This window comes from Methylobacterium sp. 174MFSha1.1, from assembly GCF_900116815.1.
In the GTDB taxonomy this organism is placed as follows: domain Bacteria; phylum Pseudomonadota; class Alphaproteobacteria; order Rhizobiales; family Beijerinckiaceae; genus Methylobacterium.
The window spans coordinates 60,540-79,923 of record NZ_FPCB01000028.1 but is presented as its reverse complement, the minus strand read 5'-3'; the positions used below and the strand labels follow the sequence as shown (position 1 = coordinate 79,923).

Annotated in this window: 18 protein-coding genes; 7 read left to right on the top strand and 11 right to left on the bottom strand. The window is 70.3% G+C overall.

Translation table 11 applies throughout. The features are described 5' to 3' along the window. The first annotated feature begins 8 nt into the window (after positions 1-8). Both BM430_RS23210 and BM430_RS23205 read left to right on the top strand, forming a co-directional pair. Positions 9-977: an FAD binding domain-containing protein gene (locus tag BM430_RS23210; protein ID WP_093569613.1), complete on the top strand. Its 969-nt coding sequence runs from the start codon at positions 9-11 to the stop codon at positions 975-977. Positions 978-999: 22 nt separating this feature from the next. Next, entirely contained in the window at positions 1,000-3,225 is a 2,226-nt protein-coding gene (locus BM430_RS23205) for a xanthine dehydrogenase family protein molybdopterin-binding subunit (protein ID WP_093569612.1), read from the top strand. A gap of 244 nt (positions 3,226-3,469) precedes the next feature. On the opposite strand, the gene BM430_RS23200 is transcribed toward BM430_RS23205, so the two are convergent. The 8 genes from BM430_RS23200 to BM430_RS23165 all read right to left on the bottom strand — a co-directional run bounded on the left by BM430_RS23200 (position 3,470) and on the right by BM430_RS23165 (position 9,493). Then, a complete protein-coding gene (locus BM430_RS23200) occupies positions 3,470-4,156 on the bottom strand; it encodes an urease accessory protein UreF (RefSeq protein WP_244539629.1) in 687 nt (228 codons plus the stop codon). Next, positions 4,149-4,664, bottom strand: a complete 516-nt coding sequence (locus BM430_RS23195; protein WP_093569645.1) for an urease accessory protein UreE — start codon at positions 4,662-4,664, stop codon at positions 4,149-4,151. Before BM430_RS23195 ends, BM430_RS23200 begins: the two co-directional genes overlap by 8 nt. Continuing rightward, entirely contained in the window at positions 4,661-5,164 is a 504-nt protein-coding gene (locus BM430_RS23190; protein WP_177303145.1) for a DUF29 domain-containing protein, read from the bottom strand. Before BM430_RS23190 ends, BM430_RS23195 begins: the two co-directional genes overlap by 4 nt. Further along, positions 5,161-5,607, bottom strand: coding sequence for a DUF29 domain-containing protein (locus BM430_RS23185; RefSeq protein WP_093569609.1), 447 nt, complete (start codon positions 5,605-5,607; stop codon positions 5,161-5,163). The genes BM430_RS23190 and BM430_RS23185 overlap by 4 nt, the downstream gene beginning before the upstream one ends. A gap of 28 nt (positions 5,608-5,635) precedes the next feature. After that, the gene (gene ureC, locus BM430_RS23180; protein WP_093569608.1) at positions 5,636-7,363 is read right to left on the bottom strand and encodes an urease subunit alpha; all 1,728 of its coding nucleotides are present in this window, start codon (positions 7,361-7,363) and stop codon (positions 5,636-5,638) included. Continuing rightward, positions 7,363-7,923, bottom strand: coding sequence for an HD domain-containing protein (locus tag BM430_RS23175; protein WP_093569607.1), 561 nt, complete (start codon positions 7,921-7,923; stop codon positions 7,363-7,365). Before BM430_RS23175 ends, ureC begins: the two co-directional genes overlap by 1 nt. Further along, a complete protein-coding gene (locus BM430_RS23170) occupies positions 7,920-8,540 on the bottom strand; it encodes an urease subunit gamma (protein WP_093569606.1) in 621 nt (206 codons plus the stop codon). The genes BM430_RS23175 and BM430_RS23170 overlap by 4 nt, the downstream gene beginning before the upstream one ends. Before the next feature lie 104 nt (positions 8,541-8,644). Continuing rightward, a complete protein-coding gene (locus tag BM430_RS23165) occupies positions 8,645-9,493 on the bottom strand; it encodes an urease accessory protein UreD (protein WP_093569605.1) in 849 nt (282 codons plus the stop codon). Positions 9,494-9,721: 228 nt separating this feature from the next. On the opposite strand from BM430_RS23165, the gene BM430_RS23160 reads away from it, so the two are divergent. From BM430_RS23160 to BM430_RS23150, 3 genes are all read left to right on the top strand, one after another. Then, positions 9,722-11,050 carry an NAD(P)/FAD-dependent oxidoreductase gene (locus tag BM430_RS23160; protein WP_093569604.1) on the top strand — a complete coding sequence of 443 codons (1,329 nt, stop codon included), beginning with the start codon at positions 9,722-9,724 and terminating at the stop codon, positions 11,048-11,050. Between the two features lie 48 nt (positions 11,051-11,098). Further along, positions 11,099-11,536 carry a cupin domain-containing protein gene (locus BM430_RS23155; protein ID WP_093569603.1) on the top strand — a complete coding sequence of 146 codons (438 nt, stop codon included), beginning with the start codon at positions 11,099-11,101 and terminating at the stop codon, positions 11,534-11,536. 352 nt (positions 11,537-11,888) lie between these two features. Continuing rightward, complete coding sequence (locus tag BM430_RS23150; protein ID WP_093569602.1) at positions 11,889-12,875, top strand: helix-turn-helix domain-containing protein; 987 nt, start codon at positions 11,889-11,891, stop codon at positions 12,873-12,875. On the opposite strand, the gene BM430_RS23145 is transcribed toward BM430_RS23150, so the two are convergent. Continuing rightward, positions 12,872-13,381 carry a Ros/MucR family transcriptional regulator gene (locus tag BM430_RS23145; protein ID WP_093569601.1) on the bottom strand — a complete coding sequence of 170 codons (510 nt, stop codon included), beginning with the start codon at positions 13,379-13,381 and terminating at the stop codon, positions 12,872-12,874. The two genes, BM430_RS23150 and BM430_RS23145, sit on opposite strands and share 4 nt — an antisense overlap. A gap of 300 nt (positions 13,382-13,681) precedes the next feature. Then, complete coding sequence (locus BM430_RS23140) at positions 13,682-14,422, bottom strand: alpha/beta hydrolase (RefSeq protein ID WP_244539632.1); 741 nt, start codon at positions 14,420-14,422, stop codon at positions 13,682-13,684. Positions 14,423-14,737: 315 nt separating this feature from the next. On the opposite strand from BM430_RS23140, the gene BM430_RS23135 reads away from it, so the two are divergent. Beyond that, positions 14,738-15,970: a glycosyltransferase family 4 protein gene (locus tag BM430_RS23135; RefSeq protein WP_093569599.1), complete on the top strand. Its 1,233-nt coding sequence runs from the start codon at positions 14,738-14,740 to the stop codon at positions 15,968-15,970. Positions 15,971-16,207: 237 nt separating this feature from the next. Further along, positions 16,208-16,729 carry a translation initiation factor IF-3 gene (gene infC, locus BM430_RS23130; RefSeq protein ID WP_048430889.1) on the top strand — a complete coding sequence of 174 codons (522 nt, stop codon included), beginning with the start codon at positions 16,208-16,210 and terminating at the stop codon, positions 16,727-16,729. Positions 16,730-16,856: 127 nt separating this feature from the next. On the opposite strand, the gene BM430_RS23125 is transcribed toward infC, so the two are convergent. Then, a complete protein-coding gene (locus BM430_RS23125; protein ID WP_093569598.1) occupies positions 16,857-19,121 on the bottom strand; it encodes an amylo-alpha-1,6-glucosidase in 2,265 nt (754 codons plus the stop codon). Positions 19,122-19,384 lie beyond the last annotated feature (263 nt).

Genomic DNA, 19,384 nt, shown 5'->3' with positions numbered 1-19,384 from the left:
GGGATCCCATGAAGGCTTTCACCTACGAGCGCCCCGCCAGCGTGGCCGAGGCCGCCAAGGCCGTGGCCGGCCAGCCCAACGCCCGCTTCATCGCCGGCGGCACCAACCTCCTCGACCTGATGAAGCTGCAGATCGAGACGCCGACCCACCTCGTCGACGTCAACCGCCTGCCGCTCGACCGGATCGAGGCGACGTCCGACGGCGGGCTTCGCATCGGCGCGATGGTGCGCAACGCCGATCTCGCCGCCGACGAGCGGGTGCGGCGCGATTACGGCGTGCTGTCGCGCGCGCTGCTCGCCGGCGCCTCGGGCCAGCTGCGCAACAAGGCGACGACCGCCGGCAACCTGCTGCAGCGCACCCGCTGCCCGTATTTCTACGACACCGCGATGCCGTGCAACAAACGCCAGCCCGGCTCCGGCTGCTCGGCGATCGGAGGGTTCAACCGCATCCTGGCGGTGGTCGGCACCTCCGAGCACTGCATCGCGACGCATCCCTCCGACATGGCGGTCGCCATGCGGGCGCTCGACGCCACGGTCGAGACCGTGACCCCGGAGGGCGCGGAGCGAAAGATCCCGATCGCCGACCTGCACCGCCTGCCCGGCGACACGCCGCAGGTGGAGACCACCCTCACGCCCGGCGAGATCATCACCGCCGTGACCCTGCCGGCGCCGGTCAAGGGCCGCCACGTCTACCGCAAGGTGCGCGATCGGGCGTCTTACGCCTTCGCCCTCGTCTCGGTGGCGGCGGTGATCGAGGCCGACGGCAGCAAGGTGCGCTCGGCGCGCCTCGCCTTCGGTGGTCTCGCCCACAAGCCGTGGCGGGTCGCGGAGGCGGAAGCGGCGCTGGTGCGCGAGGGCGTCGGTGCCGCCGGCGAGGCGGCGTTGAAGGGCGCCCGCGGCTACGGCGCCAACGACTTCAAGATCCCGCTCGCCAAGCGCACCCTCGCGGCCGCGGTCGCGGAAGCATTGCGCGCCTGATCGCCGGATTCGGAGAACCGCCATGGACATGAGCCAGCCGATCGGCGTCACGCCCCTCGACACGCACACGAACGGCCCGGTGGGCCAGCCGATCGATCGCGTCGACGGCCCCCTGAAGGTCACCGGCCACGCGACCTACGCCTACGAGAGCCGGGAGATGGCAAATCCCGGCTACGGCTTCGTCGTGACGGCGACGATCGCCAAGGGTCGCATCCGCGAGATCGACACCGCGGCGGCCGAGCGGATGCCGGGTGTCGTCCACGTGCTGACCCATCGCAACGTGCCGCCCCAGGGTGAGAAGAAGGAGCAGGTCGGCCCGCTGCTGACCGGCACCGAGATCAGGCATTGGGGCCAGCCGGTCGCCCTGGTGGTCGCCGAGAGCTTCGAGGAGGCCCGCGCCGCGGCCGCCGCTTTGCGCGTGATCTACGACCAGGAGAAGGGATCCTTTGTGCTGGCCGACGCGCTGGCCGAGGCGAAGAAGCCCGAGAAGGCGCGGACGCCGCCGGATTCGTCCCTCGGGGATTTCGACGCCGGCTTCGCCTCGGCCCCGGTCAAGATCGACGCGCGCTACACCACCCCGGTGCAGAGCCACGCCATGATGGAGCCGCACGCCACCCTCGCGGCCTGGGAGGGTGACAAGGTCACGCTCATCACCGCCAACCAGATGCCGAATCGCGGCCAGGACGCCCTCGCCTCGGTGTTCAAGCTGCCGAAGGACAACGTGCGGCTGATCAGCCGCTTCGTCGGCGGCGGCTTCGGCGGCAAGCTCCAGCCGCAGGCGGACGCGATCCTGGCGGCGCTCGCCTCGAAGAACCTGAACGGCCGGCCGGTGAAGGTCGCGCTCACCCGCCAGCAGGTCTTCCACGTCACCACGCGGCGCTCGGACACGGTGCAGCGGGTGCGCCTCGGCGCCGACCGGGACGGCAAGCTGACGGCGATCGCGCACGAATCCTGGTCCGACACCACGCCGGGCGACAGCTTCTTCGAGACCTCGGCCAACGTCACCCGCTCGCTCTACGCCGCCCCGAACCGCCTGACGGCGCACCGGCTGGCCTCGCTCGACCTGCCGCTCTCCTCCTCGATGCGGGCGCCCGGCGAGGCGGTCGGCATGCTGGCCTTCGAATGCGCCATGGACGAGCTGGCCGAGGCGCTGAACCTCGATCCGATCGAGCTGCGCATCCGCAACGAGCCGGCGCAGGATCCCGAGAAGCACGTGCCGTTCTCGACCCGCCAGCTCGTGCCCTGCCTGAAGGAAGGCGCGCGCCGCTTCGGCTGGGACCAGCGCAACCCGAAGCCCGGTTCGATCCGGGACGGACAGTGGATGGTCGGCCACGGCGTCTCGGCGGCCGCCCGCCTCAACCCGCTCCAGCCGGCCAAGGCTAAGGTGCGCCTCGACCCCGACGGGACGCTCACCGCCCGGATGGCGATGACCGATATCGGCACCGGCACCTACACGATCCTGAGCCAGATCGCCGCCGAGATGCTTGGTGTGACGGTCTCGCAGGTGAAGATGATCCTCGGCGACACCGCCGATCCGATGTCCTCCGGGTCCGGCGGCTCGTTCGGTGCGGCCTCCTCGGGCTCGGCGCTCTACATGGCCTGCGAGGCCTTGCGCTCGCAGCTCCTGGCGAAGACCGACCTGGAGCCGAAGAACGCGGTCTTCACCGACGGCCGGATCACCTCGGGCAACCGCTCGGCGGCGTTGCGCGACCTGATCGGCGCCGGTCTGGAGGCCGAGGGCGAGATCAAGCCGGGCGAGAACGAGAAGAAATTCTCGCAGTACTCCTACGGCGCGCATTTCGCCGAGGTCGGCGTCGATGCCGACACCGGCGAGATCCGGTTGCGGCGGATGCTCGGCGTGTTCACCGGCGGGCGCATCCTCAACCCGAAGACCGCCCGCTCGCAGGCGATCGGCGGCATGGTGTTCGGCGTCGGCGCGGCCCTGATGGAGGCGATCGAGGTCGATCCCCGCTACGGCAGCTTCGTCAACCACGACCTCGCCGAGTACCACGTGCCGGTCCATGCCGACCTGCCGGAGATCGACGCCGTGTTCCTGCCCGAGCTCGACGACAAGGCGAACCCGCTGAAGAGCAAGGGCCTCGGCGAGCTCGGCATCTGCGGCGCGGGGGCGGCGCTGGCGAACGCGGTCTACAACGCGACCGGGATCCGGATCCGGGATTATCCGCTGACGCTGGACAAGATCCTGGAGGGGTTCACCGCGCGGGAGACCGGGCAGCGGCGGGCGTGAGCGTGCTGTCGACAGTCTGATTTGCTTGGACGGACCGAACTGAAACCCTACATGTCATCCCGGGGCTCGACGAAGTCGAGAACCCGGGATCCATAACCGCTAACGGTCGAGGACAAAGCGACCAGCGTTCCGCTTCATCCGGCATCCTCAGAGGTTATGGATCCCGGGTTCCGCTGCGCGGCCCCGGGATGACGCGGTGGGTGTCAATCCTGCCAGCGAGAAGCGATCACCCTTCGATCAAAATCTACGACCGGAAGATCCGCGTATACTGCGTCTCGTGCCGGAACGAGCCGAGATCGAGCCGCACGGTCGCCGTCCCGGCCTCGTCGAGCGATACACCCTGCACGGCATGCGCCAAGGAAGCCGCCTGGGGCATCAGCGCCGCCACCACCCGCGTCCCGGCGGTCTGGCCGACGGGAGCCAGGCGCAAGCTGGCCGAGACCAGGTTCTGCAAAAAAGCCGCCAGATAGGCCGCCAGCACCGTGCCGCGGTCGAGCCCGTGGGCGCCCGCCGCCGCGCCGACCGCGACCGGGTAGGCCACCGGCCCGTCGAGACGGGCACCGAGCTCCGCGAGGCGCGGGAGGTCCCATGCGGCGCGGGTCGCATCGAGGAACGAGCGGCCCTGCTGGCTGGTCTCCAGATGCAGTTCTCGCGACGGACTGAGGGCCAGGGCGAGGTCGTTCACCGCCACCAGCGCATCCGCGTCGCCCGCCGCCGCCGCGTCGTGCGCGTGGGCGGCCAGGATCGCGTCGCTGCGGCCGGCGCCGTGCTCCAGCACGTCGGCGAGCCAGTCGCGCAGGGAGGCCTCGTCGCGCACGTCGCCGGCCTCCACCGCCCATTCGAGCCCGTGCGAATAAGCGTAGGCCCCGACCGGATAGCCCGGCGAGAGCCAGGCGAGCAGCACCAGGGCGTCCGGGACCCGCTCAGCCATGGGAATGGTCTTGCGGGTGGTGATGCCCGTGCCCGTGCCCGTGCCCGTGGTCGTGTCCATGCTCGTGCGCGTGCCCGCCCGCATAGGCCCCGCCCTCGGGTCGGAACGGCCGCTCCACCGGGGTCGCGGTGCCACCCAGGCCCTCGACCATCGCGGCGAGGACGTGGTCGTGGGCGATCCAGAGCGCATCGGTGCCGATCTCGGCCGGGATGTGCCGGTTGCCGATGTGCCAGATCAGCCGCTTGAGGGCGTGGTCGGTGGGGGCCCGGATCTCGAGCAGCCGCTCGGGCGCCGCCTCCACCCAGACGAGGCGACCGTCCTCGAGCCGCAGCGCATCGCCGTCGTCGAGGACGGCCGGCTCGGGCAGATCGAGCAGGAAGGCGAGGCCGCCGACGCCGCGCATCACCATGCGACGGCGGTGCCGGTCGCCGGAATCGAGCACGATGCGGTCGACGATCTCGCCGAAGCCGAGGGCGTCGCGGCGGATGACGCGGGTGGCGCGGATCATCGCGTCGCCTCGCGCCGCCACCAACCGGCCCCGCGGACCACGTCGTCGCCGTGGGGGTCCGGCAGGAAGCCGGGCGTGAGGATCTCCTCGTCCGTGAACGGGCAGGATTCCGAAAAGCTGTCGTCGAACAGGGCACTCTCCAGCACGGCGCGGGCCTTGGCCTCGGGATAGACCTCCGCCACGAGCCAGGGAAGCTCCGGCCGCAGGCTCGGGCTGTCGTCGAGGCGGGACGCGACCAGCCGGCGCTGCCGGTCGATCGTGATCGCCCAGCCGTCGCAGCGCAGATCGACCTCCGCGGCCCAGCGCAGGAGGCCGGTCAGGATCACCCCAAGGCGATCCCGGATCTCGCGCCGCTCGCGCTCGCCGAGATCGCGGACGATCTCGGCGATATGGGCATGGTCGATCGCCTCGACCTCGCCCACCGCGAGGAGGTGCGCCTGCTCCTCGGCCCAGGCGCTGAGATCCGTCGAGAAGAGGGCGCGCCGGTCGAGCTCGCTCACGGCTCGAATTCCGGGTCGAGCGTGAAGGGCACGGCCTGCGGGAAGAGGCGCGGATCGATTCCGATCTCCCCGGCAGCATCCCGCACCGCGTCCCGATAGGTCGCGTCGAGGATCGCCGCCGGATAGGCGCGCAGGCTCGGGTTGCGGGCGATCAGTCGGGCGATCGCCGTGCGCTGCGCCTTGAGGGTGTGACGCCAGCTCGGCGTCGCCCGCTGCGGCTGCATCCGGAATTTCAGCAGGTGGACGAGGAGCACGCACAGGTGGGATTCGAGCGCCGTGCGCTGGCTGCGGCCCACGCTCTCCACCTCATCGATCAGGTTGACGACATCGAGACGGGCGTGATCGCGGGAGGCGAGGGCATCGGCCTGCTCGCGGGTCCAGCGATGGAAGTCCGTGATGGAGGCGGCGCCGGAATCCGGCGCCCGCTCGACGAGCTTGGGCATGACGATCGCTCCTGCCCGGCAGATTACCTCAGAACAGGAAGTAGCGCTGCGCCATCGGCAGCACCTCGGCGGGCTCGCAGACCAGCAACTCGCCGTCGGCGCGCACGTCGTAGGTCTCGGGGTCGACCTCGATCACCGGGGTGGCGTCGTTGTGGATCATGCTCTTCTTCGAGATGCCGCCGCGCACGTTCTCGACCGCGACCAGCTCCTTCATGACGCCGAGCTGCTCGCGCAACCCTGCCTCGATCGCGGCCTTCGACACGAAGGTGAGGGCGGTCTTGGCCGGCACGCGCCCGAAGGCGCCGAACATCGGGCGGTAATGCACCGGCTGCGGCGTCGGGATCGAGGCGTTGGGGTCGCCCATGGGAGCGGCCGCGATGGCGCCGCCCTTGATGATCAGGTCGGGCTTCACCCCGAAGAAGGCCGGCGACCACAGCACCAGGTCGGCGAGCTTGCCGACCTCCACCGAGCCGATGTGGCGCGAGATCCCGTGCGCGATGGCAGGGTTGATCGTGTACTTGGCGACGTAGCGCTTGGCCCGGGCATTGTCGTTGCCCGACGCATCGCCCGGAAGCGCCCCGCGCTGGCGCTTCATCTTGTCGGCGGTCTGCCAGGTGCGGATGATCACCTCGCCGACCCGGCCCATCGCCTGGCTGTCCGACGACATCATCGAGAGCGCGCCGATATCGTGCAGGATGTCCTCGGCGGCGATCGTCTCCTTGCGGATCCGGCTCTCGGCGAAGGCGAGGTCCTCGGGAATCGACGGGTCGAGGTGGTGGCACACCATCAGCATGTCGAGATGCTCGTCGATGGTGTTGCGGGTGAAGGGCCGCGTCGGGTTGGTGGAGGAGGGCAGCACGTTCGGCAGCCCCGCCACCTTGATGATGTCCGGCGCGTGGCCGCCGCCGGCGCCTTCCGTGTGGAAGGCGTGGATGGTGCGGCCCTTGAACGCCGCGATCGTGTCCTCGACGAAGCCCGATTCGTTGAGGGTGTCGGTGTGGATCATCACCTGGATGTCGTGGGCGTCCGCCACCGACAGGCAGCAATCGATCGCCGCCGGCGTCGTGCCCCAATCCTCGTGGAGCTTCAGCGCGCAGGCGCCGGCGCGGATCATCTCCTCCAGGCTGTCGGGCTTCGAGGCGTTGCCCTTGCCGGCGAAGGCCAGGTTCATCGGGAAGGCGTCGGCGGCCTCGATCATCCGGGCGATGTGCCAGGGGCCCGGCGTGCAGGTGGTGGCGAAGGTGCCATGGGCCGGGCCCGTGCCGCCGCCGAGCATCGTGGTGATGCCGGAATTCAGCGCCTCGTCGATCTGCTGCGGGCAGATGAAGTGGATGTGGCTGTCGAACCCGCCGGCGGTGAGGATCTTGCCCTCGCCCGCGATCACCTCGGTGCCCGGCCCGACCACGATGGTGACGCTGTCCTGGATGTCCGGGTTGCCGGCCTTGCCGAGGGCCGCGATGCGCCCGCCCTTCAGGCCGACGTCGCACTTCACGATGCCCCAGTGATCCAGCACCACCGCGTTGGTGATGACGGTGTCGACGGCGCCGCCGGCATTGCTGGCCTGGCTCTGCCCCATCCCGTCGCGGATCACCTTGCCGCCGCCGAACTTCACCTCCTCGCCGTAGCGGGTGTGGTCGTGCTCGACCTCGATGACGAGTGAGGTGTCGGCGAGGCGGATGCGGTCGCCCTTGGTCGGCCCGAACATCGCCGCGTAGGCGGCGCGGGGGAGGCTGGCGGGTTTGGGGGTGTTGGACATCAGACCGCTCTCCGCGCCGCGACGGCGGATTGATCGAAGATGGAGTCGAGGGCCGCGTTCGTGCCGCGGCAGCGGGCGACGACGCTCTCGGCCCAGGTGACGTAATCGAGGAGCCGGGCCCGGTCCCAATCGTGCGGCGGGCTCGCCACCAGGGATCGCAGGTTGCTGATCTTGTCGGCGATCTTGATCGCCTTGGCATCCGGCGATTTGTGCGCTGCCCGCTCGACCTGGAGACGCTTGCGCTCCGCCTTGGGCAGCGACTTGTCGTCGGTGACCTCGGCCACAAGATCGGCGACGACTGGGCCGAAGAGGTCGGCGAGTTCGGCGTGGGTCGTGCCGGTATCCTCGATCGTATCGTGGAGCCAGCCGGCCGCGATCAGCCAAGCGTTCGGCTCGCTCACGGTGTCGGCGAGGAGGGAGGCGACTTCCGCAAGGTGATTCACGTAAGGTTCCCGCGCGGAGCCCTTGCGGCGCTGATTCGCGTGCCGGCGTGCCGCGAAATCGGCCGCCCGGGTGACGAGCGCCACGTGATCGCGCAGGACCGTGTCGTAGGGGCTCACAGCGCCCCCATCACGTCACCCCGGAACCCGTACACCGCGCGCCCGCCGCCCATCGGGATCAGCACCACCTCCCGGGTCGAGCCCGGCTCGAAGCGCACCGCCGTGCCCGGCGCGATGTCGAGGCGCTGGCCCCGCGCCTTGTCGCGGTCGAAGCGGAGCGCCGGGTTGACCTCGAAGAAATGGTAGTGCGAGCCGACCTGGATCGGCCGGTCGCCGGTATTGGCAACCTCGATCACCGTGCGGGGGGAGCCCTCGTTGAACACGATCTCGCCGTCCGGAGTCGTCACCGCGCCCGGCACGTCGGCGGCGGGGGTGCCGCGGATCGGGTGGTGGACGGTGACGAGCTTGGTGCCGTCCGGGAAGGTCGCCTCGACCTGGATGTCGTGGATCATCTCCGGCACCCCCTCCATCACCTGGTCGGCGGTGAGGACCTGGGCGCCGAGACGCATCAGTTCGGCCACGGTGCGGCCGTCGCGGGCGCCCTCGACCACGAAATCGGTGATCAGCGCCACCGCCTCCGGGTGGTTGAGCTTCACGCCCCGGGACAGGCGGTTGCGGGCCACCATCGCCGCCATGGCGACGAGGAGCTTGTCCTTCTCGCGGGGTGTCAGCAGCACGGGAGAATCCTCTGGGTCACGCTCGCCCCCATCCTTCACCGAGGCTCGGCCGCGAGGCAAGATTGGGCAGGCAAGAACCGAGCCGCCCGCTCAGGTCCGTCACCTCACGTCTGCCACACCCGCGGCAGGGGCCGGCCGCGGAAGCCTTCGAGAATCCGCGCGGCGGCGAGGCGCAACGGCCCGATCTCCGCTCCGAGCAGGCGCATCACCAGCATGCCGTTCCAGGCGCTCGCCCCGGCCTCGACCGAGAGGGCTTCGCAGTCGGCGGCCTGGATCAAGTCGCGGGCCTGGTCGAGGCGGCTCTCGGCGTCGGGCGCGAGGTGGAGGAGCGTCGCCATCGCGCGGGCGCCGCCGGCTACCGCCCGGCGGGCGAGCGTCGCCGCGATGTCGCCGTCGAGCTGGAACGTGTCGGCGTAAGCCAGCCGCCCGGCGCGGCGGATGCGCCAGGAATCGGCGAGCCGGCCGTCCCGCATCACCTCGCCCTTCGCGGCGCGGCCGAAGACCAGGGCCTCGAACAGGGTGAGCCGCGCATCCGCCGCCATCTCGGCCGAGAAACCGCGGGCGAGCCGCGCGCCGTCGAACAGGATCGTCTCCTGCGGCAACCACGCCAGGGCGGCCTCGGGCTCCAGGGTCAGCGCCACGTCGAGCCGCGTCACCGGCCCGTCCGAGCGGTAGATCTTCTCCGCCGCCGTGGTGGTGAGCACGAGGTCGGCGTTGGCTCCCAGCCGCGCCTCGATCGTGAAGCGGTCGCCGCAGGCGATGCCGCCGGCGCTGTTGAGCAGCACCGCCTCCATCGGGCCGGGCTCGGGCCGCGGCAGGCGCAGGCGCAAGGGGCCAGCTTCGAAAAGGTCGGTGACCCGCGTGGCGCCGCCCGGCATCCGGGCCACGCTCAGCGCGACGTGCCCGACCGAGCGCTGGCGGCGAAGGGCGTCGGGAACCGGGGAAGCTTGCATCGTGGGCCCAAGGCTAATGCGGGAAGGCTGGCGCGGACGGCCCTCGCGGTCACGCTTAGACCGCGCGGGCGGCCACGCAGGCAACCCCCTCGGGGACAGAACCTTGGCACCATCCGATGATGCCGGCGAGCGACCGGGCGCCCAGCAGAATCTGCCGCGAAGGCCCGGCTCTCCGGCGTCCGTGCGTGTGCGGCCCTGCTAGTGTCCGGCCGTCAACGGGAGCCCACCATGCCTGCACCTCTCCTCCACATCGACACCACGCCGGACCTGCCGGAGGCCGCCGAGGTGGTGGTGATCGGCGGCGGCGTGGTCGGGACCTTCACGGCCTACTACCTCGCGCGCCGGGGCGTCAGCGTGGCCCTCGTCGAGAAGGGCCGCATCGGGGGCGAGCAGTCGAGCCGCAACTGGGGCTGGTGCCGGCAGCAGAACCGCGACGCCCGCGAATTGCCGATGGCGACGAAGAGCCTCGACCTGTGGGACCGCCTCGCATCCGAGATCGGCGAGGATCCGGGCTTCCGCCGCTGCGGCCTGCTCTACCTCAGCAACGACGAGGCCGAGATCGCCCGTTGGGCGAAGTGGCGCGACTTCGCGGCCGGGGAGGGCGTCGTCACCCACATGCTGGGCGAGAGCGAGGCGCGGGACCGGGGCAAAGCCACCGGACGGACCTGGAAGGGCGGGGTGTTCTCGCCCTCGGACGGCATCGCCGACACCTCTCGGGCGGTCCCGGTGGCGGCGCGCGGCGTGATGAAGTTCGGCGGCAGCGTGCACCAGTTCTGCGCCGCCCGCGGCCTCGAACTCGAGGGCGGCCGGGTGAGCGCCGTGGTGACCGAGAAGGGCACCATCCGCACCCGGACCGTCGTGATGGCCGGCGGCGCCTGGGCCTCCTCGTTCTGCCGCCAGCTCGGCATCCGCTTCCCGCAATCGGCGGTGCGTTCGTCGATCCTGGCGGTCGGCCCCCATGTCGAGGGCCTGCCCGACGCGCTCCACACCGCCGAGATCTCGGTGACCCGCCGCGGCGAGACCGGCGGCCACACGCTCGCCATCAGCGGCCGGGCCAATGTCGACCCGACCCCGCAGCAGATCCTGTTCGCGCGGGAATTCGTGCCGATGTTCGCCAAGCGCTGGCGCGCCCTGCGTCCGGGCGGCACCGAGGGCTGGCGCAGCGGCCACGAGACCGCGGCGCGCTGGCGCCTCGACGAGCAGTCCCCGATGGAGCGCATGCGCATCCTCGATCCGCGGCCCGACGCGCGCCTGGTGGCCGAGACCCATCGCCGAGCCCTCGAACTGCTGCCGGCCCTGCGCGGCACCGCGATCACCGCCTCCTGGGCCGGCTACATCGACGCGACCCCCGACGGCGTGCCGGGGATCGGCGAGGTCACGGGCGTGCCGGGCCTGATCCTGGCGGCGGGCTTCTCCGGCCACGGCTTCGGCATCGGCCCCGGCGCCGGCCACCTCATCGCCGACCTCGCCTCCGGCGCCGCGCCGATCGTCGATCCGAAGCCCTACCACCCGGACCGGTTCGCCGCCTCGGCCTGGGGGAAGGTGGCGGATTTCTAAGCGCGGCGCCCTGGCCTAAGCTCCCTCCGCCCCAGCGGAGGACGCGCCATGGACCTGTCGTCACCCCAGACCACCTGCCGGGTCGTGCGCCCGGGACCGGACTACGTCGGCAAGCAGGCCCTCACCTACGCGCCGGCGGTCTCGGCCGAATCGGTGGGGTCGACGGGGCTGCACATGCAGCTCGTCACCCTGCCGCCCGGGGCCCGCGCCAAGGCCCACCTGCACGAGGCGCACGAGACCGCGCTCCACGTCCTCTCCGGCGTCGCCGGCATGTGGTACGGCGAGCGGCTGGAACAGCACCTGTGGAGCCGGGCCGGCGACTTCGTCTACATCCCGGCCGGGATGCCGCATCTGCCCTACAATGCCAGCCGGACCGAGACCTGCACGGCGGTGATCGCCCGCACCGATCCGAACGAGCAGGAGAGCGTGGTCCTGCTGCCGGAGCTGGACGGGTTGCGACCGGCGGAAGGGGACCTGATGGCGTAGGGGGCGTCGCGCCCGGCCGGTCCGGGCCCGGACCCGCCCCGCGAACTGGCCGCAACCCGGTTCGCGGTCACGCGGCGCGCCTATGCCAGATCTCGGGACGGTGAAAGATCCGCGCGGTGCACGGGCCTAGAGCACTTCACGATCGCGTTGCAATCGCGAAGCTCTCTAGGTCTTTGATTTCGCCGCATTTTCTTCGACGAACCGGTGTCCACTTCGTCGGAAAATGCTCTAGCAGACGCCAGGATAGGAAAAAAAGGATATTTGGGACGATTGGCGATTTCGCGATTGTGTCGGAATTTGTCAGATCTTAAATCGGGGCATACTGTCCGAAAGCCGATTGCCCCCATCTGCGATGCAAACGTTATTCACGACCGCCGACGTCCGTCCCGAGGACCGGTTTCTCCAGTGGCGTGAGCTCTGCGAGGATCGCTTGGTCCCCATGGTGCAGAGCAGCTCGAGCGACGAACCGTTCCAGGCCGTGATCGAAGGCACCACGGTCGGTTCGTTCGTCTTCACAAAATTTTCCCTGCAGAATTTACGCGCTTCGACCACGCCTCAGACGATCCGGCATAAAAACAACAAGACGGACCATCTATTCCTGAGCGTCGTGCTCTCCGGATCCGTGAAGGCGAGCCAGAACGACCGCTCCACCATCGACCGGGCGGGGGATCTGTCGGTACGGGATCCCAACACGCCCTGGACCATCGAGCACGAAGGATACAGCGAAGTTCTGGCCATCGAGATTCCGCGCGATCGCCTGGAGCGCGTCCTCGGATCGTCCCGCCATTTCGTCGGCTTGGGCGTCGGAGGGCATCTTCCGGTCACGACGCTGGCGCGGTCGTTCCTGCACAATCTCAGCCAGGTGGGCGAACAGCTGACGCCGGAATCGGCCGAGCGCATGAGTGCGACGGCCATCGATCTCGTCGCTGCGAGTATCGCCGAGCGGATGGCGCTGGAGGTTCCCGGATCCTTGAGATCCTCGCTGACCATGCAGAAGGCGAAATCCTACATCGACAACAACATCGGCGATACCGGTTTGAGCCCGATGCAGGTGTCGAGTGCCGTCGGCGTGTCCCTGCGCCATCTGCAGGTTCTGTTTCGCGAGAGCGGGCAGAACATCGCGGCCTGGATCTGGCACAGGCGGCTGGAAAATGCGGCACGCCGCCTCGCCGATCCGATCAGCGCCCACATGATGCTGCAGGAGATCGCCTATCGGTGCGGTTTTTCCGATCAAGCCCATTTCTCTCGACGATTTCGCAGCCAGTTCGGCATGAGTCCGAGCGAGTATCGCCACGAGGCGCTCGTTCGCAGAGCGGATGCGAGAGCAGCCAGCGGTTAAGGTTCGTCCTCGTGGAGATGCCGACGCCCACATCCGCCTCGCTCGGTTCGAACGACTCCGGCCTCCGGCGGCTGACCGAGGGCCGAGTTGCGCCGGACGCGACCGAACCCGATCCGACCGAACCCGGTGCTCTTGGCGAGCCGGGAACGCTGGGCGGAGTAGGCGGGCGCGACCATCGGGTAATCCGGTGGCAGGCCCCATTTGCGCCGATACTCGTCCGGGGTGAGCCCGCGCGTGGTCAGGTGGCGCTTGAGCGACTTGTAGGGCCTGCCATCTTCCAGGCTGATGATGTGATCCGGGGTGATCGTCCGCCGGAGCGAGGCGGCCGGCATCGGCCTGTCGTCCCCGGGCGCCGACGGGGGACGAAACTTCATCAGGGCCGCATGAGCTGCGGCCACGAGACCAGGCAGCCTCGAGACGGGAATGTTGTTTCTCATGGCGTAGGCGCCGGCGATATCGGAGGCGAGGCCACCGATATCGGCGTGCTTCTGCGTGACGTCATCCATCCGAGAGGCCCAACTCTCTACTGTCTGCAAACGGACGATAGAGGCTGCGCGTCGGGATTGATCAAGCCTTGGGACGAGGCGTCATAACGAATTGCGCTCTGGAGCAAATTCCGAGCCGGTCAGGTTGTGCTGTGCTCGCGCCCTGTCGCCTTGGTTGTCGCGACACGGCTCCGCGCCCGGCGGATGACGGTCACGCATCGCGAGGCGTGCCATCGAGGCCCGCCTCGCCGATCATTCCCAACGAAGACCTCCGTCAGTGGGCAGACGGCCCCTCACGGCGGCGGCGGAAGCGGGGCGATGTCAGGCGCCCGGAACCTCGCGCGGAGCGATCCCCGCCACCGCCGCGACCAGCCGGTCGAGATCCGCCGGCCCGGAGAGGCGGTGGTCGCCCTCCTTGATCAGGGTGAGGACCACGCCGGCCGCCGGCAGCCGCTCGACGAGCTTCATCGCGTGCGGCCAGGGCACGTCCGGATCGGCCATGCCTTGCAGGATGTGCACCGGGCAGCCCGGATCGATGGCGCCGCCGAGCATCAGGTGACGCCGCCCGTCCTCGATCAGCGCCCGGGTCACCGGGGTCGGCTCCGGCGAGTATTGCGACTCGCGCCGCCACACCCCGTCCCGCATCACCTGCTGGCGGATCTCCTCCGGGAACTGCTTCCACATCAGCTCCTCGGTGAAATCCGTCGCGGGCGCGATCAGCACCAGGCCGGCGGGCCGGACCGCTGCCGCGGCGAGAAGCGCGATCCAGCCGCCCATCGAGGAGCCGACGAGGACCGGGCGCCGGGGTGCCAGGGCGGCGATGACGGCTGTCGCGTCGGCGAGCCAGTCCGAGATCGTGCACTCGGCGAAGGTGCCCTCCGATTCGCCGTGGCCGGTATAATCGAAGCGCACGAAGGCGCGGCCTTCCCGCGCCGCCCATTCGTCCAGGGCCTCGGCCTTGGTGGCGCGCATGTCCGAGCGGAAGCCGCCGAGCCAGACCACCGGTGGTCCGGCGCCGGGCCGCACCAGGGTGGCGAGGCGGCGGCCCCGCACCGGCAGCATCGTAGCAGGCGGATCTTTGGCAAGCGTGCGCGCGGGTTCTTGCATGACGTTATCCCCGTTATTCCGTGTGCAACCCTGGTCGCGGGCGGCCGGCGCCCAAGGTTTACCGATACGCAACACGGTAGGGCGACCTTGATGCATCATCCGTGATCGGACCGCGACGGCCGGCTTCTACACCGGCGGCGGCCGGCGACCATATGCGAGAGAGGCCCGGCGGCCCGCCGGTCATTCACCGAAGTCCTGCTGTCGAACCCTGCGCGGAGCGGGCACCGTCACGCCGCGAGTGCTGCGATCAGAACCCTGACCCGGAGTCCCATGCCGTCGAGCCAGGCCACGCCGTTCCCGGCCGCGAGCCATCCGCTGGCGGGCCGCACCGTGCTCCAGATCATTCCGGAGCTCGACGCCGGCGGCGCCGAGCGCACCGCCGTCGACGTGGCGGCGGCGCTCGCCGCCGCGGGCGCCCGCGCGCTCGTCGCCACCGAGGGCGGCCGCCTCGTCGGCGAGTTGCAGGCCAAGGGCGGCGCCTGGGTGCCGTTCCCGGCGCGGACCAAGAACCCCTTCGTGATGGCGCTCAATGTCGGGCGGCTGATGCGGATCTGCCGCGCGGAGCGGGTCGACCTGATCCATGCCCGCTCCCGCGCCCCGGCCTGGGTGGCACTCGGCGCGGCGCGGCGGCTGCGCGTTCCCTTCGTCACCACCTATCACGGCAGCTATGCCGGCCGCTCGCCGGCGAAGCTCCTGTACAACTCGGTGATGGCCCGCGGCGACGCGGTGATCGCCAACTCGCACTTCACCGCCGACGCGATCCGGCGCCTTTTCCCGCAGGTCGCCGGAAACCGGGTGCGGGTGATCCATCGCGGCACCGATCTCGCGGCCTTCGCCCCCGCCCAGGTGACGCCGCAGCGGGTCGAGGCCCTGCGCCGGGCCTGGGGCGTCGCCCCGCACGAGCGGGTGGTGCTGCTCGCGGCCCGCCTCACGCCCTGGAAGGGCCACCGCGTGCTGATCGAGGCGGCCGCGGCTTTGCGCGCCCAGGGACTCTCCGAGTTCACGGTGGTGCTGGCGGGCGATCCCCAGGGGCGCACGGGCTACCTGCGCGAGATCGACGCGATGATCGCCGCCCACGGCCTGTCGGCCCAGGTGAAGCGCGTCGGCCATTGTGGCGACATGCCGGCGGCCTACCGGGCGGCCTCCGTCGTGGTGGTGCCCTCGACCGAGCCCGAGGCCTTCGGCCGCTCCGCCGTCGAGGCCCAGGCCCTCGGCACGCCGGTCGTGGTCTCGGATCTCGGCGCCGTGCCGGAGACGGTGCTCGCTCCGCCGGAGGTGCCGGCGCACGAGCGCACCGGCTGGCGCGTGCCCGCCGGCGACCCGCAGGCCCTGGCCGGCGCCGTCGCGGAGGCGCTGCACCTCGGCGCCAGCGCCCGCGACGCCCTGGTGCGCCGCGCCCGCCGTCACGTCGAGACGCATTTCTCCCTCGAGCTGATGCTGGCCGATACCCTGGCGATCTACGCCGAACTCCTCGGCACAGCGCCGGCGGGGGAGGGACCCTGAGCGGGACGGTCCAGCCGGATCACGAATCCGGGATCGCCCCCCACCCCGCTCCGGCGCCCGGCAACCAAGTTCCATCCCTGCGAGTTGACAAACCAGGCAATCTTGCCAAGGTGCTACCGTACACCACGAGTATGCCCGCGCGGTGGTTCGGGACCGGTCTGGAAGGACAGGGTCGGCGGGCCGCCGCCGGACGACGTGATTGAGGAGAATGAAGCCATTCGCAGACCTATGAGAGCCATGCCGGCCCCGCAGAAAGACGGGCCGCGCGCCAACCGGGACATCCGCGGCGTCCGCGAGGTGCAGCTCATCGACGATACCGGCCAGAACCGCGGTGTCATGGGCTTCTTCGAAGCGCTGCAGGTCGCCGAAGAGGCGGGCCTCGACCTCGTCGAGATCGCGCCGAACTCCGTGCCTCCGGTCTGCAAGCTTCTCGACTACGGCCGCTTCCGCTTCAACGAGCAGAAGAAGCAGGCCGAGGCGCGCAAGCGGCAGAAGACCGTCGAGGTCAAGGAGATCAAGCTCCGGCCCGGCATCGACAAGCATGACTACGAAGTCAAGATGAAGGCCGTGCAGCGGTTCTTCGAGGAAGGCGACAAGGTCAAGGTGACCCTGCGCTTTCGCGGCCGCGAGATGGCGCACCAGGATCTGGGCCTGCGCCTGCTCGAGCGCGTGAAGTCCGAGACGCAAGAGATCGCCAAGGTGGAGAGCGAGCCGCAGCTCGAAGGCCGCCAGATGATCATGATCCTGGCGCCGCGCTAACGCGCACGGCGCTTCATCGCGCTGTCGGCGCGAGGCGGATCACGGAGCGCTCCGGGCGCGGGCCTCTCTCGAGAAGACCCGCGCGGGGAGCATCGAAGGGCCGGGCATGTCCCGGCCCATCGCTTTTCTACTTCAAGAGAACAACCTGCGCGTCGCCGGTCCGGCGCACCACGTTCACCGTCACGTCGCTGCCGTGGCGATGGATCAGCAGGTCGACGTGGCTGTCGCCGAGCTTCAGGTTGCGGATCAGCACGTCGTCGAGGAAGGCCGGCAGGATCGGATCGCGGAAGCGGATCCGGTTACGGTCGTGGCGCAGCTCCAGCCCGAGGCAGGCGGCGAGGAACGCGAAGGGCGCGGCCGCCGCCCAGGCCTGCGGGCTGCACGCCACCGGATAGTTCGTCGGTCCGCGCTGCTTGCGCTGGATGAAGCCGCAGAACAGCTCCGGCAGCCGCCGTCCCTCCTGGTAGAGCGAGGCGCCGTGTTGGCCCTCGAACACCCGCGCCGCCTCCGCCTTCAGGCCGTAGCGGGCGAGGCCCAGCGCCACCAGCGCGTTGTCGTGCGGCCAGATCGAGCCGTTGTGGTACGACATCGGGTTGTAGCGCGCCTCGCCCACCGCGATGGTGCGCACGCCCCAGCCGTTGAACCCGTCCTTCGACATCAGCACCGCGGCGACGCTCTCGGCCCGCTCCGGATAGGCGATGCCGGTGAAGAGCGCGTGCCCGGCATTCGACGAGCGCACGGCGCAGGGACGCTTCTCGCCGTCGAGGGCGAGCGCGTAGGTGCCGAGGTCGGGCAGGTAGAACTTCTCGTCGAAGGCCTTGCGCAGCCGCTCGGCCTCGCCCTTCAGGCGCTCGGACAGGACGTCGTCGCCCATGAGGGCGGCGAGCTTCGCGGCGCCCTTCTTGGCGGTGTAGACGTAGCCCTGCACCTCGCAGAGCGCGATCGGCCCCTGCGCCATGCGGCCGTCGGCGTGGAAGATCGAATCGTGGCTGTCCTTCCAGCCCTGGTTGGCCAGGCCCTTCTCGGTCTCGCGGGCGTATTCGACGAAGCCGTCCTTGTCGCGGTCGCCGTACTCGTCGATCCAGTTCAGCGCCGCCAGGAGGTTGGGCCAGATCGCCTGGATGGTCGCGAGATCCCCGGTCTGCTCGTAATACTGCCCGGCCAGCATCACGAAGAGCGGCGTCGCGTCGATCGTGCCGTAATAGAGCTTGAACGGCACCTCGCCGAGGATCGCCATCTCGCCGTTGCGGGTCTCGTGCAGGACCTTGCCGGGCTGGGCGTCGGCGGCGGGGTCGACGGTCGTCGCCTGCGTCGCCGCGAGGTGGCGCAGCACGCCCTTGGCGATCTCCGGATCGATCCACAGCGTCATCATGGCGGTGATGATGCCGTCGCGGCCGAAGACCGTGCTGTACCAGGGGATGCCCGCATAGGGGTAGACGCCGTTCGGCGTGCGGCTCAAGAGCATGTAGAGGTCGGCCGTCGCGCGGCAGGCGGCCTCGTTGAACTGGTCGTTCGAGCTCTCGATCGTGGTGATGTTGGCGGTGGCCTTGCGCAGGTCGCGACGCGCGTCGCGATAGGCGAGCGCGAAGGTCATGCCCTCGCCCTTCGGGTGACCGTCCTCGCGGCGCGGGCTCGGATAGGCGGCGTGGGTGAAGGGCAGGGCGCTGCCGAGTACGGCCACGCCGGCGCGGCCGAGATCGACGGTGTCGCAGATCGCCCGCACGAAGATCGAGGCGCGCCCGCCGGGAGCGAGCTTGACCTCGAACTCGGCCCGGTTCGCCTCGAGCCGCGCGGGCTTGGGGCCGAAGCGCAGGCGGGTGGTGCGGCGGCGCTCGTCGAGCCCGTCATAGGTGAACGTCACCTCGTTGGCGCCCGTCACCTCGACGCTGCGCTTGCCGCGATGCGCCCGGTCGCTGCCGCGCACCTCGAACAGGTCGCGAAAGTCGGCATCGAAGCTCAAGGACACGCGCAGGTGGCGCGGCTTGGTGTCGTAGTTGCGTAAGCCCAGGCGGTCGTAGCAGGTGCCGCGAAACAGAAACTTGGTCCGCTCCAGCGCGATGATCTCGCGCGGGATGCTGGTCTCGTCGCCGGCATCCAACCGGATGTCCGGCGTCGTCAGGTCGACCGAGAGGGCGCCGTTGTCGTCCTGCACCACCGAGCCGAGCAGCATCGGCCGCTGGCCCTCGACGGTCAGTTCCAGGCGCGACAGGAAGCGCGTGTCCTGGAAGTACAGCCCCTCGGGCCCCGGGAAGACGCCGATATCGCCGTAGCTGTCGAGCACCGCGAAGGCGTCGCCGTGCTTGAGCGAGCGCAGCTGGCGCTCGACCAGCGAGGTCTGGGCCTCGATGTGGTATTGCGGCAGCGTCTCGTCGTCGGGGGCGGTCGCGACCATCGGCACGGCTTCACTCCTTGGGGCTCCGCGCGGCGACGCGGGGAAACGGGCAAGATCTCGGGGCGCCGGACGCCAGGTCCGGGCGGCGGCGGGGAGGCGGCACCCGCGGCGATTCGCGGGTTGGGCCCCACGCTAGAGCGAATGTGGGCCATCGTACGGCGGGCGCCAGGGGGGATCCGGCGCCGGGTCGGCCCGGATTTCAGGCAGGGGCGGCGCGGATGATGCGGCCAGGCTCGCTTGCTTCGGGGCGACATAGGATTGTC